The organism is uncultured Lactobacillus sp. (genome assembly GCF_902491705.1).
Taxonomy (GTDB): domain Bacteria; phylum Bacillota; class Bacilli; order Lactobacillales; family Lactobacillaceae; genus Lactobacillus.
This window is the reverse complement of the sequence record NZ_CABUIW010000026.1, coordinates 1-17,293: the sequence shown is the minus strand read 5'-3', so window position 1 is coordinate 17,293 and position 17,293 is coordinate 1. Positions and strand designations below refer to the sequence as shown.

4 protein-coding genes are annotated in these 17,293 nt (G+C 29.6%); all 4 read left to right on the top strand.

Translation table 11 applies throughout. The features are described 5' to 3' along the window. The first annotated feature begins 26 nt into the window (after positions 1–26). Positions 27–8,165, top strand: a complete 8,139-nt coding sequence (locus RDN22_RS06305; RefSeq protein WP_308556826.1) for a non-ribosomal peptide synthetase — start codon at positions 27–29, stop codon at positions 8,163–8,165. After that, positions 8,159–14,890, top strand: coding sequence for a non-ribosomal peptide synthetase (locus RDN22_RS06300; protein ID WP_308556828.1), 6,732 nt, complete (start codon positions 8,159–8,161; stop codon positions 14,888–14,890). Before RDN22_RS06305 ends, RDN22_RS06300 begins: the two co-directional genes overlap by 7 nt. Then, positions 14,874–15,602, top strand: a complete 729-nt coding sequence (locus tag RDN22_RS06295; protein ID WP_024783517.1) for an ABC transporter ATP-binding protein — start codon at positions 14,874–14,876, stop codon at positions 15,600–15,602. Before RDN22_RS06300 ends, RDN22_RS06295 begins: the two co-directional genes overlap by 17 nt. A 12-nt stretch (positions 15,603–15,614) precedes the next feature. Beyond that, positions 15,615–17,293 (top strand): ABC transporter ATP-binding protein (locus tag RDN22_RS06290; RefSeq protein ID WP_308556825.1); only part of this gene is annotated, 1,679 nt, incomplete at its 3' end.

Genomic DNA, 17,293 nt, shown 5'->3' with positions numbered 1-17,293 from the left:
AATTTAATGGAAGGTAACGGATTGTAATGGCAAACATAAATTATAAATTAACAAAAATACAAGAAAATCTATTAAATATTGAGACATTAAGAGAAGTTAAAGAAATTAATAATATCTGTGCAGTATTGGAAATTCCAGGGAATTTTACAACTAACGAGATATTATCCTCTCTAAATAATATGTTGAGAAAAATTGATCATTTAAGAATTGAGGTACTGTCAAATAAAAATCAATACATCAGAAGTTATAAAAAATTAGATAATATACAACTTAAAAGATTTGAACGTGAAAGTGACTTAAACAGCTTTATTGAAGTATGGAAAAAGGACTCCATATTTGATTTTAAGAAACCCCTTTATGAATTTCTTGTAGCAGAAATAAATGGTGTGAAAAAACAGGTATTAATAAAATTTCATCATTTAATTTCTGATATTGAATTTATCACTAAATTTTCAAATACTTTTGTAGGGTTACTATTAGACGATATAAATATTGAAGAGCTGTCAGGAAGATATTATCCAAAGACTACTGACAATCAAGAATCTACAATAGATTTTTGGACAAAAGAGTTGAAAAGTTTTGAAGGGGAAGCTCTTTATAAGGAAAATTCGAAACATTTAGAAACTGAGGAAATAAAGAAGATTATTCCTCCAGAATTGGTGCGTAAATTTGAAAAATCTACAATCTCAAGGGATACTACTCTTTTTGACTTCATTTTAGCTGGAGTAATTTTTGCAAAAAAAGTTAAGACTTTTACATCTAAAGCTAGTGTTGGGCTGGCAGTAACGCAGAATTCTGGTTGGGATTCAAATACTAGTTTATTACCTATTATTCCTCAGATAGAGTTAGGGACTTCAATAAAAAAATATATTTTAGATGTGTCTACAAAAATTACTGATATAAAAAGTTTTAGTGATTATACAATATCAGAAATGATAGAAAATAATGGAATTGAATCTTTTGAAGCATTAACTGATATATCGTGCATGGAGATGAATTATGATTTAAAATTCAAATATATAAAGTTAGGATTTAAATTTAAAGTGATTGGTAGTGGTAGTAGGACGAATCCATTAACAATTATGATTAATTATGCGAATGAAAAGCCGTTTATTTTATACGAGTATCAAAAGTGTTTAATAAAATTACCGGAGCTTCTAAGCTTACATTCGTTTATTATGTATATTTTAGAGCAGTTTATTGACAATCTTGATGAACACTTGGGTTCAGTTTCATTACTTAAAAAACAAGAAGAAGTTTATTTTGAAAAACGTATTCATGACTTTAATAAGAGTGAAACAATAATTTCTCTATTCAAAAAACAAGTAGAGAAGTTTCCTAATAAGATAGCTGTTAGATACCAAAGGGGAGGTATAACATTTGAGGAATTAGATAAAAAATCTTCTGAATTAGCTACTTTTTTGATTGATAAAGGAGTATGTTCTGGACAAGTTGTCGCAACCACTCTAGTCGGGATTGATGCAATTATAGCAATTTTTGCAATTCTTAAAGTTGGCGGAGTGTATTTACCCGTAGATAAAGATAATCCTCATGAGAGAATAGAATATATCTTAAGCGATAGTTTTTGCAAATTACTACTCACTGGTAATGAAGAGTTATCAAAGTCTCTTAAAATTAATACTATTCTATATGATGACTCGTTTGTAGAAAATAATGTTAATCTTAATTCTTTTCCTCACATAGATTCAGATAATCTGGCATATATTATTTATACTTCAGGTTCTACAGGAGTACCGAAAGGTGTGATGATAAAACATAGTTCGGTAATAAATATGTGTGAGGCATTTATAAATGATATAGGAATTGACGAAAATGATATAATCCAACAATTTGCAAGTCATTCATTTGATGCTTCTATACTAGAAATATTTGGTGGACTTTTAAATGGCTGTACTCTAGTAATGGTTAATCACGAGGAAAAACAAAATCCTAGTTTACTTCAAGATTTGTGGGATACTGAAAAAGTAACATTCGCGATTATTCCACCGGTATACATGCAAAATCTTGATACAGAGCGAGAGACTACATTAAAATATTTAATGACTGCTGGAGAGGAGGCTAATTGGAATTTTATATTACCGTGGAAAGACAAAGTAAAATATTTTAATGCTTATGGACCGACAGAAGCTACAGTTTGGACTTCTACATGGAAATATAGAAACTTTGATACAAACTTGGCTGTTCCCATAGGTCGTCCTATACAGAATGTAAGTTGTCATGTTTTTCAGGGAATGCAAGAATGTGGGATTGACATTCCTGGGGAACTGTGTATTTCGGGAGATAGCTTAAGTTTAGGATATATTAACAATGATTTGAAAAATAAAGAAAGTTTTTTGGTGCATCCTAAGACCAAGGAAAGAATGTATAGAACAGGTGATATAGTCTATTGGAATTCAGATAAAGAGTTAGTATTTTGTGGGAGAAAGGATAATCAGGTCAAAGTAAGAGGTCACCGTATAGATTTGTCTGAATTAAATTCAATAATCTTAAAACAAAAAGAAGTAAAAGAAGTTTATTCATGTATAACAAATCTCAATTCTGGGGGTTCGGAAAAAGAAATTGTTGTGTATGTAGTTTTGCAAAATCCCACAGATAAAAAGACATTTTGTAAAAAGATTAAGGATCAATTACCAAGTTATATGCAACCTCATCATGTTGTTGAAATAGCCAAATTACCTATGACTTTGAATGGAAAGGTTGATAAGAAATCCTTACCTAGTATTGTAAGAGAAAAAAAAGTAAGTTTATTGAAGACGATTGATAATTCTGTAAAAAAAGATATCATTGAAGTTTTCGAGGAGATACTAAAAGTTACAATTGAAGATGAAAATATTGATTTTTATTCTTTAGGAGGGGATTCAATTAAAGCAATTAGAATTGTTTCGAAGCTGAAGAATCGTGGCTATAAACTTAGAACTAATGACATAGTTGATTCTAATAGTATTGATGAAATAATAGCAAAATTAGGAAATGATAATGAAACGAAATTAACAAGTCAGTCATTTGAAAATGAAACAATATTAAGCCCTATTCAAAAAGAATTTTTCCGAAAGGATTTTTTTGTAAAGGAACATTTTAATCAATGTGAAACATTATATATAAATAATTCGTTAAATGATTTAGAAATTAAGGATATATTTCAAGAGTTGACTGAAAATCACATACTCTTTAAGGTCAATTTTGATAAAAACAATCAACCATTTATAAATAAGGGAAGAGAATTATTTTTGTTCGAATCCCACGATCTTAAAGATTTAAATTCCGAAGAATTTAATAAAGAATTTAAATTAATTTGCCAAAAAAACCAAAATAAATTTGAATTGGGGAATAGCCCACTTATTAACATTGTACTGTTTAAGTCTTCTAAAGGGAGTTATATTTTTATAACTATCCATCATCTAATAATTGATGGTGTTTCCTGGAGAATATTAAATGATGAACTCAATATTATATTCACAAAAAGAATGGAGAATAGGAAGATTGAGCTCCCTAGAGAGAATAATAGTTTTTTTGAGTGGGTTAGAGAATTAGATGAGTATCAAAGTAAGAAACTAAAAGAGGAGAAATTTTACTGGGATAAAGTTAATAATAAATTAGAAAAAATAAATTCTTCAAAATCTAAGATGTCAATTAATAGTGTACATTCTAAAAAAATTACTATTGACAGGAATGATAGTCTATTTCTTACAGGAAGTAATAAGCATACATATAGAATAAATGATATTTTTTTAGCAGCACTTGTAAAAGCAGTTAATAGTGACACTTTGGCAATTATGTTAGAGAGTCATGGTAGAGAAACTATAGAACAAAATATTGAAAATGATTCCATGATAGGTTGGTTTACAAGTATTTATCCTGTGATTTTTGAGAATAATAAAGATTTAGATGACTTAATAGCAAGTGTTTCTAGTAGTACTAAGATGATTCCGAATAGAGGTTTAAATTATTTAGCTTATAAAGATCAGAAAATCTCTAACTATGAGAAGGTTTTCGAACCATTGATAATTTTTAATTATTTAGGTGATTTTCAGGAAAATTTAGAATACATAAAATTAGTTCATTTAGATATGGGGGATAGGAATTCAAAATCAAATCATTTATGGTTCCCATTAACTATAACAGGACAAAAAGTTGATGAGAGTCTGGTTTTTGAGTTTAAATTTGAACAAAGTTATTTTTCCATTTCTGAAATAGAAAAAATTGCTGAGAAATTCAAGAATAACTTACATACAATTATTGAACATTTGAATAGTCATGACTGTATTCCAGAATATGGGAATCATTCTTGGAGTAAGAAAGAGTTAAAATCTGCAATTGAAACAACAAAAAATAACGGGTTAGAAATAGAAAAAATATACCCTTTATCATATATGCAAGAAAATTTCCTTTTTAATAAAATGCTAGATAAACAGGATAAATACATTGTTCAAGTAGTAATGAATGTTTATAAAGAATTGAAGGAAGAAAAAATTTCCTCTGTTATGGAAAAGATAGCAAGTCGTTTCGAAATTTTAAGAACTGCAATTTTTTATAAAAAACAAAGTGTTGCTAGAAATGTTCAGTTTATTGAACGAAATATCCCTGTTACTTTTGAAGATTTTGATGGATTTGATGCTCAAACGATTGATAAACGAATTAAAAAATATATTGCCGAAGAGAAGAATAGTTCTTGGGACTTTGAGAACGATCCACTATTTAGAGTCTATGTTATAAAGGTTGGAGAGAAACAATCAAAACTTATTTGGTCTTTTCACCATATCATAATGGACGGGTGGTGTTTAGATCTTATTAATAATTTATTTATTCAATTATATGAAGAAATAGATTGCAAGGAAAATCAAGAAATATCAGAGTATAGTGAGTTTGTTGAAGTACTCAATAATAACAATGAAATTAAAACAAAATATTTTTGGGAAAATTATCTTGATAATTTTGAAGGACTTCCATTATTACTTCCAGAGAAAGAAAATTCGTATGAAAAATCTAAGGAAAACGATTTGGAAGAAGTTGGAATTAGGCTAACTTCAGAATTAACAGAGTTAATACAAAATCTTGGTAGAAAGATAAAAGTAGGAGTAGGTACTATATTAGAGTCTGCCTGGGGAATTGTGTTACAGGCTTATTCAGCTTCCACTGACATTGTATTTGGGAAAATTATCTCTGGTAGAGATGTTCAACTTCCAGGGATTGATAATATGGTAGGACTATTTATCAATACTATTCCAATCAGAATAAAAACGAATCCAAACCTAAGCGTATCTCAATTGCTAAAATATCAACAAAGGAAAAATTATTCGGTAAAAGGAAATGAATTGATTGCATTTTCAGAAATTAATAATCTAATGGATCAAAAAATAAGTTCTTTGTTTAGTTTTGACGTATTTAATGATAGTCATCCAGAATGGATGAAACATGAAAAAACATATGAGCAGACTGACTACGCATTAAACTTGTCAATTATTCAGGAAGAAAAGCTTTATATAAAATTGATGTATGATTCTAATAAATATTATGATTCTACTATTATTGATATGCTTAAGAGATTTAAGTTTGTGCTTGAACAATTTGTGGAAAATGAAAATCAACATTTAAGAGATATTAAGCTTGTTTGGAAAGAAGAAGAAAAGATAATAGAGAAGTACTCACAAAATATACAGCCTTCAATTAAAGTAGAAAAAAATATCGTTTCACAGTTTAAAGATATTGCAAAACAATTTATGAATAAAGTTGCTTTAAATATTTCTGGTGAAACAATGACTTATGAGGAATTAGATAACAAGTCGACGGAATTGGCTATACAGTTGAGAAAAAGTGGCATCAATCAAGGAGATTATGTACTTTCTCTACAAGAAAAAGGTATGGAACCAATCATTTCACTTTTAGCCATATTAAAAATTAATGCTGTATATGTACCATTAGACATTAGTATTCCTCAAGATAGATTAACTTACATTCTTGATGATTCAAAAGCACAACATATACTAATAAATAGTACATTAAACGATGAACACAGAAGAATTGTAGAAGATAAGTCAATTAATATAATTTCTGTTGATAAGAATTTGTTAATAGAAAGTCAATTTGAATATATTGAATATGATTATTCTTACGAAAATCTAGCATATATAATATATACATCAGGTACAACAGGAAAACCAAAAGGAACTCTAATTTCTCATAATGGAGCTGTTAACATGGCATTGGGAATGAACTTAGAGTTTGAATTTAAGAATTCCTCTGAAGTATTGCTACAATATGCTAGTTTAGCTTTTGATGCTTCAATATTGGAGATACTAACCGCACTATTGAATGGACATACACTGGTTATTGTTCCTGAAGACAAGAGATTGAGTCCTGATGCAGTTACTCAAATAATGAATACATTTAAAGTAACCTGGGCGGTCTTACCTCCAGTTTTTGTAAATGAATTAAATCCTCAAAAGCTAAGTACTTTAAAATCACTTAAGACAGCAGGGGAAGAATCAACATGGGAATTAGTAGATAATTGGAAGCACCACCTATCTTATGCTAACGGTTATGGCCCGACGGAAGCAACTGTTTGGTCAACAACTTGGTTTGAAAATCGTGAAAAGGTACATAAGAAAGTTCCGATTGGAAGACCAGCGCCAAATGTTAGATGTCTGATACTTCAGAAGGAAAGAATTTGTGGTCTTGGTATGGTAGGTGAATTATGCATCTCTGGACCTGGAGTTGCTATTGGATATCTTAATAATGAAACTTTAACTAAAGAGAAATTCTTTATGTTTGAAGGTGAAAGATTCTATAGGACTGGGGATTATGCAAGGTGGCATGATGACGGAAATATTGAATTTCTAGGCAGAATGGATAAACAGATTAAAATTAGAGGAAATCGTGTAGAACTATCTGAAATAGAAGATAATATCAAAAACATAGCATCTATTATAGATTGTGTAGTACTCGCCAAGGGAGAGGGGGCAGATAAAGAATTAATTGCTTACCTTATTACATCAGATTATTCTGACACCATGACTTTAAGGAAGAGACTTACATCCGTAATTCCGTCTTATATGATTCCTTCAAAGTTTATTAATATCAAAAAAATACCTTTGACCGCGAATGGAAAGGTTGATTCTGCAAAATTATTAAGTTTGACTGACGTCGACGTCGAAGCTGAAACGGAAAATAATGAACAACCTAAATTAATTAATGAGCAACATGATTCATCGATTTTTAAAGAAGTACAAGCAATCTTTTCTGAAATTTTAGGGATAAATAACGTGAAAATTTCTGATGATTTCTTTACCATAGGAGGGCATTCAATAAAGGCTGCAAGACTAGTAAATCGTTTAAATAGCAATTTTTCTTTACAGATTAGTTTAGAACAATTCTTTGATTCTCCTACGATTTCATTTGTTTTAAGTCAAATTGAGAAGTCAAATAATCAAAAAAAAGCTAAAAAAACAATAAATCTTGATAAAGCAGAGAATCTTGAAATTGTTCAAAATGATTCTGTAATATCTACTATTTCAAATAACAATAATGTCTTTCAAGCTACTGAGACACAAAAAAGAATATATGCTTTACAAATGGTAAATAGAAGATCAACCAGTTATAACATGCCGTTACTATTAAAAAGTAATGAAAGACTTGATTTGAATAAACTGAATAATATTTATAAATATATTTTAGATAAATTTGAAGTTTTAAAATCTAATTTCCATTTTCATGAGGATAAATTAATGCTAGAAGTTAATAATAATTTTTCTAGTGAAATAAAAATGATTTCATGTGAAGAACAAGAAATCGAAAGTGTACTTAGTAGTTTAGTAAAACCATTTGATTTGGAAAATGAATCATTGATAAGAATGAATATTCTGAGAACAAATAAAAACGATTATGTATTTGTTGATATTCATCATTCAATAAATGACGGATATTCTACATCATTATTCACATCAGAACTTATAAAGAAGTATAGAGGAGAAGAAACGCTTCCAGTATTAATGACTTCTGCAGAACTGAATGATTTATTGAATAATGAAAATTTGGACTCTTCAGACAAATATTGGAAAGCGGCTTTTAGTCAGAAGCCTACTTTGTTAGATTTACCGTTAGACTTTCAAGAGTTGCTAGATGTAATGAAAGTGGCGATGACATTTTAATAGAAATCGATAAGAATCTAAAAAAAGATATTGACGTTTTTTGTTCTAGAAATAATATAACTCTATATATGTTCTTTGTTGCAGTAACAATGTACTATTTAAGTATACTTACTGGTCAAAGAGATATTATTATTGGAACCCCAATAAATTCAAGGCTATTTGAAAAATCAGAAAGCACATTTGGTATGTATACTAACACGCTACCTTTAAGGGGAGACATTGATCAAGATGATGATTTTCTTACTATTGTACAAAAAATAAAAAAATTAGTATTGGAGCTGTTTGAAAACCAACTATACCCCCTAGATAGAATCATAAAACTTCATAATAGTAATACTGATTATACAAGAAATCCTTTATTTGACGTATTTTTAGCATTTAATAAGGTAAAAACACTGGAAGATGGTTTTTTGAAACAAATTCCTATAAAATCAAAAAAATCACCATTTGATATCACAATAGATATCTTAGAAACAGATAATATCTTAACAATTAGATGGGAATTCAAAAAAGCTATTTTCAGGAAAGAGACTATAGAAAGGTTATCTAATGAATATTCAAAGCTGTTAATGGAATGTATAAACTCACCTATTATTAAATTTGACAAATCAGAAGAGATAAAGTCAGTTATAGAGAGTGTATTAAATAAAAAAGTCAACTTTTCAGAGAGCTTCTTGGAGCAAGGGGGAGATTCTATTAAGGCAATTAGGATTTCCTCAAAATTAGCCGAAAAATCAATTATTATAGATTCTGATAAAATTTTAGGATGTAATAATTTATATGAATTATTACCGAATTCTCAATCAATAGAAAACTCTAAAGGTAGTAGTAATTTAATTAATATTTTAAAAAGTGAATTAAATAATAAAGATTTAGATTTAGAAAAAGATTTTCTGTCTCAAGGAGGAGATTCAATAAAAGCTATACGGATAGCATCTAAATTTAAAGAAATTGGAGCTAAAGTTGAACCAGAGGAGATACTTCAATCAATTTCTTTAAAAAAGTTATTTCACACAGAAAATGAGATAGAAATCATTGAAAATAATTCAAATGATAGAATTCTCATTTCACCTATTATTGAAGAATTTTTCTCTCAAAATTTAAAGAATCCAAATTTCTTCAATCAAGCAATACTTTTAGAACTAAAATTTGAAGATAAATATGAAGATATAATTGAAATATTTGATAGATTAACTGAAGAACATTCAATATTTAAAGAAAACTTTAGTGATTCTAAGTTAAGTAAGAACAGGTTTATAGAAGTAAATCGTCCATCCTATAAAATCGATTTTATAGAATGTACTGATGATGAATTTATAAAAAATTGTAAGACATATTGTAATGATGCTCAAAACAAATTTGATATATCTTCAACTCCCCTGCTGAATTTAGTGTATTTTAAAACTGAAAAACGAGTTTTATTATTTATTTGTGCACACCATTTAGTTATTGATGGTGTTTCCTGGAGAATATTATTAGATGATTTTATATATTTACAAAGTCAGTTAAAGAATAATAAAGAATTGACTCTACCATATAGAACAATGGATTATAAAAGCTGGCTAGCTGAATTACAAAAACAAGGTGATTCAGAAGAAGCAAGAGGAGAACTTCCTTATTGGAATGAAATGATTTCTAAAATACCAAAAGGAAAGATTCAGTTAGAAGAGCCCAGAGAGAAGCAATCAGAGGGCAATGCGTTCAGGAAGATAAAAATGTCAATATCAGAGGATGAGACTAAGACGTTTCAAAAACTTTGTAATCCAAGAGATGACATACAGATAAATGATTTATTATTAACTGCTCTATGCTTTGCGGTAAACAGCATAACTAATCAAAAGTTACTATCATTAAATTTAGAAGGACATGGGAGAGAGTCTATTAACGATATTTCGAAAGTAGATAGAACAATAGGTTGGTTTACGACAAATTATCCACTAATTCTAGATTGCTATAATAAAGATATTTGGGATTTATTGAATAAAACCAAGGCTGAAATCAGAAAAATACCTAAAAAGGGATTTAATTTTGGAATTCTTAAATATTGTAAGAGATTATTGAATTCAAATGAAATGTCAGAATGTTCATTTAACTTTATGGGGAATATGGACAATAATTCTGATGCTTTGGTAGTTTCAAATTATGATTTCGGAAATTCAATGGATGAAAATAATACTCTTTGGTCGCCTCTTAACTTCAATGGTGTTATTCAAAATAATTGTTTGAGGTTCACAATTGACTTTGATTCAAATAAATTTAAGAAATCAGATGTTGAAGAATTGTGTCAGAAATTTAAAGACGCAATACTATTATTTACCAATGATAAAGATAGTGGGGAACATTTACCATTAACTCCTTCTCAAGAAGGGATACTATTTCAAAAGTTAACCAATGATAATGCTAATCTCTATTCCACTCAAACTTTATTTAAAATATTGGGAGACAATTTGAATCTTGAGTGTCTAAAACTAGCACTTAGTAAGCTTTCAACTAAACATCCAGCATTATCCCTGAGAGTCGTTGAGACTGGTTCAGAAACATACTCACAGAAAGTTGATAAAGTCAAGGATATATCCGTGATGGAATTTGATTATTCTAATAATCAAATCGAGTTAGAGAAAATTATTATGAAGGTTAAGTCTATAGAAATGGAGAAAGGTTTCTATTTAGAGGAAGGTAATTTATTCAGAGCAGCAATTATTAAAACTAGCGGTAAAGAAACATACTTATTACTGAGTTTCCATCATATAGTTTTTGATGGCTGGTCTTTATCCAATTTATTGAAGACACTGTCGGTTACGTATAAATACTATGTTGGTAATGAATATTTAAAATTAGATAAATATTTATCTAAAAGAGATAATTATCAAAAATATCTAAAATTTATTGGAGGAATAGAATCTGAGAGCGGGAAAGAATATTGGCTAAACTTGCTTGGGGACTATGATGGTGAATCTGATTTTAAAATTTTGGAGACAAATGAACATACTAGATCATTAAGCGGTAATTTGCGTCACAAAGTTCCCAATCATGTCTACGATAAACTTAAGCTATTGAGTAGTAAACTATCAGTGACAAGAAATACTATTCTAGAAGTTGTCTGGGGTTTGTTAATTCAAAGGTTTAACTATACTAGTGATGCTGTTTTTGGAAAGGTCGTTTCTGGTAGGAATCTAGAAATAGAGAATATTGGTGAAATTGTTGGAATGTTGATTAATACTATACCAACAAGAATTTCTGTAGAGAACGAAGAAACTATTGAAGAGCTTATTTTGAAAAATAAACAACAGGTTTTTCAGGGACAACATTATCAATGCGTAAGTCCTTCAGCAATCCAAAAATGGTTAAATAGAAGGACACCACTATTCTCGACTGTATACTCCTATTCAAGTTTTGTTTCAGAGAATCAATTATTTGAATTTGCAGATGGTGTGACCTTACAAGTTTGTGACGGCGTTGAAAATGCTAGCTATGATATATCTTGTATGATACATGATACGGGAGATTATATGGCTTTTCAGATATCATTTGATATTGAAAAATTTTCAGACGATACTATAGAAAACCTCCTCCAAACAATGGAAAATATTTTAGAGTATATTTGTTTTTATCCTGAACATAAAGTTAAGGATATTCAAGTACTAAATCAAGAACAATTGAGAAAGTTATATCTAAAAAACGAAGTTAACCAAAGAGAAATAACTCTTAATAATATTCCTGAAGCTATTAGTCAAAATGCAATACATAATCCAGAAAAGACAGCTATTTTCTATTTAGATGAAAAAATTTCATTTAAGGAGTTGGAATCTAAAAGTAACGCCTTAGCAAATATTTTACTTCAAAATGGTATTCAAACTGAGGACAGAGTAGGTATTTATTTATCGAAGTCACCAATGGTAATAATTAGTATGCTTGCAGTTATGAAAGCGGGAGCTTGCTGTGTAACTATGGATAAAAGTTTACCTTTTGAGAGGGTTTCTTTTCAAATAGAAGATGCAGGAGTTAAAATATTGCTTTCAGATGATGAGAACTTTGGTAGTCTTCAGAATATCAAAATAATTCAGCCTGATCAATGTAATATAAATATTAATTCAGACAAACCAAGAGTTGCTCTGGATAAAAATAATCTTGCTTATGTACTTTATACATCAGGTTCGACAGGAACCCCTAAAGGATCACTGATAGAATATCAAGGATTAATGAATTTATTTGATTATATTGGTGAAAAATATCAATTAAAAGATAATGCTAGAATTTTACAATTTGCTAGTTTATCATTTGATGCATCTGTTCTGGAAATATTTGGTGCTTTAGTAAATAATTCTCAATTAGTTATAGTTCCTGATAATATTCGCAATTCACCCAAAGATATAACGAATCTTATTAATGAAATGCATGTGACTTTTGCTTTGATACCTCCTGTATTGATGCCTTTCTTCAAGCCAGAGGAACTAAAAACATTAAAATATGTTATGAATGCAGGAGATGAAGCAAGTCCTGAAATAGCTAAAATTTGGAGTCAAAAAATGTGTTACATTAATGGTTATGGTCCAAGTGAGGCTTCAATTTGGACCACAGATTGGACAATTTATAAACTTCAGGACGAGTTGAAAAGATGTCCAATTGGTAAACCAATACAAAATGTTAATGTACATATCATGAATAATGGTGTTTTGGTCGGGGATGATATGCCAGGTGAACTATGTATATCGGGGTTGAGTCTTTCACGAGGCTATCTAAACAGAGCTGAATTAAATGAGAAAGTTTTTTTTGAAGACAAGTTAATTTCTCCATCTAGAATATATAGAACTGGAGACTTAGTGAGAAGATTATCTAATGGTAACATTGAATACTTAGGACGTATTGATCGTCAAGTGAAAGTAAGAGGTTTTAGAATCGAACTAGGTGAAATTGAGAATCAAATTTTGAATATAACCAGTATTAAACAAGCTGCTTGTTGTGTTGTCAATGATGACAACGACAAACATATTGTTGCATATATAGTTTCAGATAATGATATTTTATCTTCAGAAGTTAAATTATTTTTACAAAAAAAATTACCATATTATATGATTCCAGAGAGAGTTGTCAACATTGATTCACTGCCAACTACTATTAATGGGAAAGTTGATAGAAAGACTTTAGAAAGCTTTGGGTTCCCCAAAATAGAAAAAATGGTAGAGGATTTGAAAATGAGTTCTCAAGAAAGAGAATTTTGTGATGTATTAGAAGACATTCTTAAGATTGTTGTGTCTAACCCTCTTCAGTCTCTATCAAATATTATAAGTGATTCAATTACAGCGATGAGAATTATTGCAAAATTAAACAAGGTAGGATATACGATTACTTTAAAAGATATACTCAGTGGAAAATCTATCAGAGATTTAAATTTACAGACTAGTGTTGCATCAATTTCCGAGGAATCTATAGAAAAAAAGATAACGGAAGAAAATAAAAGAAGTTTATCAAAACCGTACTTTGTCACTTATAAGCAGGATTTTAAAACTGAAAATAATTATTCAACTTATAAAGCTACAAAAATGCAACAATGGATTAAAAAACAACCTATGATCGTTTCTGGAGCAATCTTTGATATTGAAGGAGATTATGACTATAAAGATATAATTAATTCATTGAAAAAAGTAGTCAAAGAGAACGGTGTTTTAAGAAGTTCTTATGATTATATCAACAATGTTTTAATTATTAAGGAATATTTCTTTGATAAGGATTGGGAAATTCCATTTGTTGACCTGAGCGATAGGTGCGTAGAGGATATTAAATTAATCTATGAAATTGAGCAAAATCGATTCGAAGATAATGGGATTTTTAAAGAAAATGACCATGCCTGTGAATTAGTACTTTTTAAAGAAAACAATACTAAATATCGCATTTATTTGAGAATTCATCATATATTCTGGGATGCTTGTTCAGCTGAAATATTTGAAGAAAGTGTTAAAAAATATTTAGACTTTCCAGACATTAAGTCAGAAAATATACCTTCATATTCAGAATATGCAAAGCTTATAAATTTTACGGAGGAAGCGAAACAACAGATTTTCTCAATAAAAAGTTTTGAGGAAGTAAGTAATCGATACAAGACTGGTTATGTAAAAAATAATTCAAATGTATTTTCTTCAATTACGGTAAGACCTAAGATTGGAAAAGAAGAACTCCTTATAGATAAACTATGGGGAGTAATTGGGCGAACCATACTAGGTTATGGAAAACAGTTTAGTATTAATGAAAAATGGCTAAGTAAAATGCCTGCTTTTATACTTTTTAAAGGGAGATGTGGGAAATTGGAAAAGTTCTCTAATACTCTTGGCATGTTTCTAGAGCTAATTCCAGTCATTGTCAAAAACGGGGAGTTAAATGAAATTGATAATTCTTTACGTTTGCAGGTTGAAGAGTATAAAAATTCTAGAAATAGTACAACATTGGATTTTATTAATTTCATTGCTAGTAGTGATTACAAGGAACAAGATGAGTTTAAATATAATCATGTACCTGTAGTTAATTTTTTAGGTATTTATGACTTCTTAGAAGAAAACAATTTTTTCTCAGACATAAAAATGAAACGACTAAAAAAAGGGACAAGTAATAATTCTTTGATAATTTCTATAAAAGAAGAGACTGTACAAGTTGGAATTTATGCTTCTGAAGAAAAAGCTCTCACATTGAAAGCTGATATTGAAAGAGAGAATAGAAATGGGAAATATTGTTGAAATAAAAGATCTTTTTAAAACAATTAATAAGGAAGAAATTTTGAGTGGTATCAACCTTCAAATTGCTGAAGGAGAAATTTATGGTTTTTTAGGACCAAATGGTGCTGGGAAAACAACGTTAATGAAATGCATGTTATCCTTATCAACTATTTCATCAGGCAGTGTTGAAATTTTTGGAAAAGATTTACAAGAACATAGAGAGGAAATTCTAAGCCAGATTGGTAGTATTATTGAAACACCAATTTTTTATGATAATTGCACTGCAAAAGAAATTTTGGTAATTCACGCTCAGTATATGGGGAAAAATATTACTGAATCAGATGTAATAAGAGTCTTAAGAATGGTCGGATTAAAAAATACGACTAAAAAAGTAAAAGAGTTTTCGTTAGGAATGAGACAAAGGCTTGGTTTAGCTCGAGCTTTCTTAACGAAACCTAGATTGTTGATTTTAGATGAGCCAATCAATGGTTTAGATCCTGTAGGAATTCAAGAAGTTCGAAATCTTTTGTTGTCGCTTTCTAAGGAATATGGAATTACAATATTAATCTCAAGCCATATTTTGTCGGAAATTTCACAGATAGCAGACAAGATTGGTGTTATCAAAAATGGAGAAATGATTGAGCAGGTCTCTATGAAGGAACTTATGAGAGAGAATATTGATCTAGAAGAATATTTTATGTCACATTTTCTAAATAAAAGTCAAGAATTATGAGGTAGATTAAGAATGAAACAATTGATAGAGAACTATCAGAAGACTTTTTATGCTTTCATGATATTTAATATACTGGTCCCTTTAACTAATATTGCTTTTGCTTATTCTATTAAAGGTATTATTGATAGTGGCATGTCCCAAAATAGAGAAGCCTTAACTCAAGCGGTACTAGTGGGAGCAGCTGTTATTTTTATCTATGCGGGCCTCAACTTTATTTCTCTTCGATTGAGAAATAACCTTGTTAGGCAAATCATGTCAAGTTATAAAAACAAGGTTTTCCAATCTATTTTAGATAGGGATTATAGAGACTTTTCTAAAGAAAAATCAGGGAAGTTTATTTCTGTATTAACCGAAAATATGAAGAAAATCGAGCAAGATTATCTACACCAGTATTTTAATATTTCAAAAAACCTTTCCTTAATGATTTTTTCACTCCTAGCTATGTTTATAGGTAATTGGTTTTTGACCTTATTAGTAATCATTGCTAGCATTATTCCGATGATGATTTCAGGATTTATTGGACAAAAATCAGCCTCTTTACAAAATAGTGCTATGATTGCAGATCAGAAGTATTTAGCTAAGGTTAAAGATATTTTAGCAGGATTTCTTGTTATTAAAAGTTTTAATGTGAAAGATGCTATCTGTGAGGATTATAGTCATGAAAGTGAAAAATTGGATGAGATATATTTTATAAAAGGAAAATTTGATGTTTTAGCAAATGTTATTTCCCAGCTTTCAGGGATGATTGTTTTTTTGGTAGCTTTTGGTGGAGGGATGTATTTAGTATTTAATGGCTCTACCACAATTGGGAGTGTAACAGCTATTGTTCAACTGGTCAATTTTGTAGTAATGCCACTAAATGAAGTTGGAATGGGAATAAGTAAATTCCGTGAGGGGCAAGCAACACTTAATGCATTTGAGGTAAAAGATGTAACTGGACTTCAGACCGGTGAAACGAAAGAATATTTTGATGATGTTATTTCTTTTTCAAATATAGACTTTTCTTACCCTAATACTGAAGAAAAAATTTTTAATCATTTATCTTTGAAGATTCAAAAAGGGGAAAAAATTGCAATTGTAGGAATGTCAGGGAGTGGGAAATCAACTTTGCTCAATCTATTACTTCGTTTTTATGATGTAACAAGTGGACATATTTTAATTGATAATCAAGATATACAAGCTATTTCAGCAGAGAGCCTTTATAACTTAATGACGATTGTTCAACAAAACGTTTATATCTTTGATGATACTTTAAGAGCAAATATTACTCTTAATCAATCCTTCACTGATGAGGAAATAAAGCAAGCTGTACAGCAGTCAGGTTTAGAAAGTTATGTTTTAGAAAATGAATCTGGTCTACAAACTTTATGTGGAGAGAATGGCTCAAATCTATCTGGCGGACAAAAACAAAGACTTAGTATTGCGCGTGCCTTAATTCGAAAAACACCAATCTTATTATTGGATGAGGCTACCTCATCTTTGGATAATCAAGTAACTACTGAAATTGAAAATTCAATCTTGGATATTCAAGATTTGACGGCACTTGTAGTAACCCACAAGTTGAATGAGACCATTTTGAAAAAATACGATAGAATTCTCTTTATGAAAGGTGGCGTCATTGTTGAAGATGGTTCTTTTGGTGACTTGATGGATAGGAGAGGTGAGTTTTATAAGTTGTTTGAGTTGAGTGT

Coding starts and splice junctions, on each gene's coding strand:
- RDN22_RS06305 (WP_308556826.1), top strand. CDS start 27: ATGGCAAACATAAATTATAAATTAACAAAAATACAAGAAAATCTATTA.
- RDN22_RS06295 (WP_024783517.1), top strand. CDS start 14,874: ATGGGAAATATTGTTGAAATAAAAGATCTTTTTAAAACAATTAATAAG.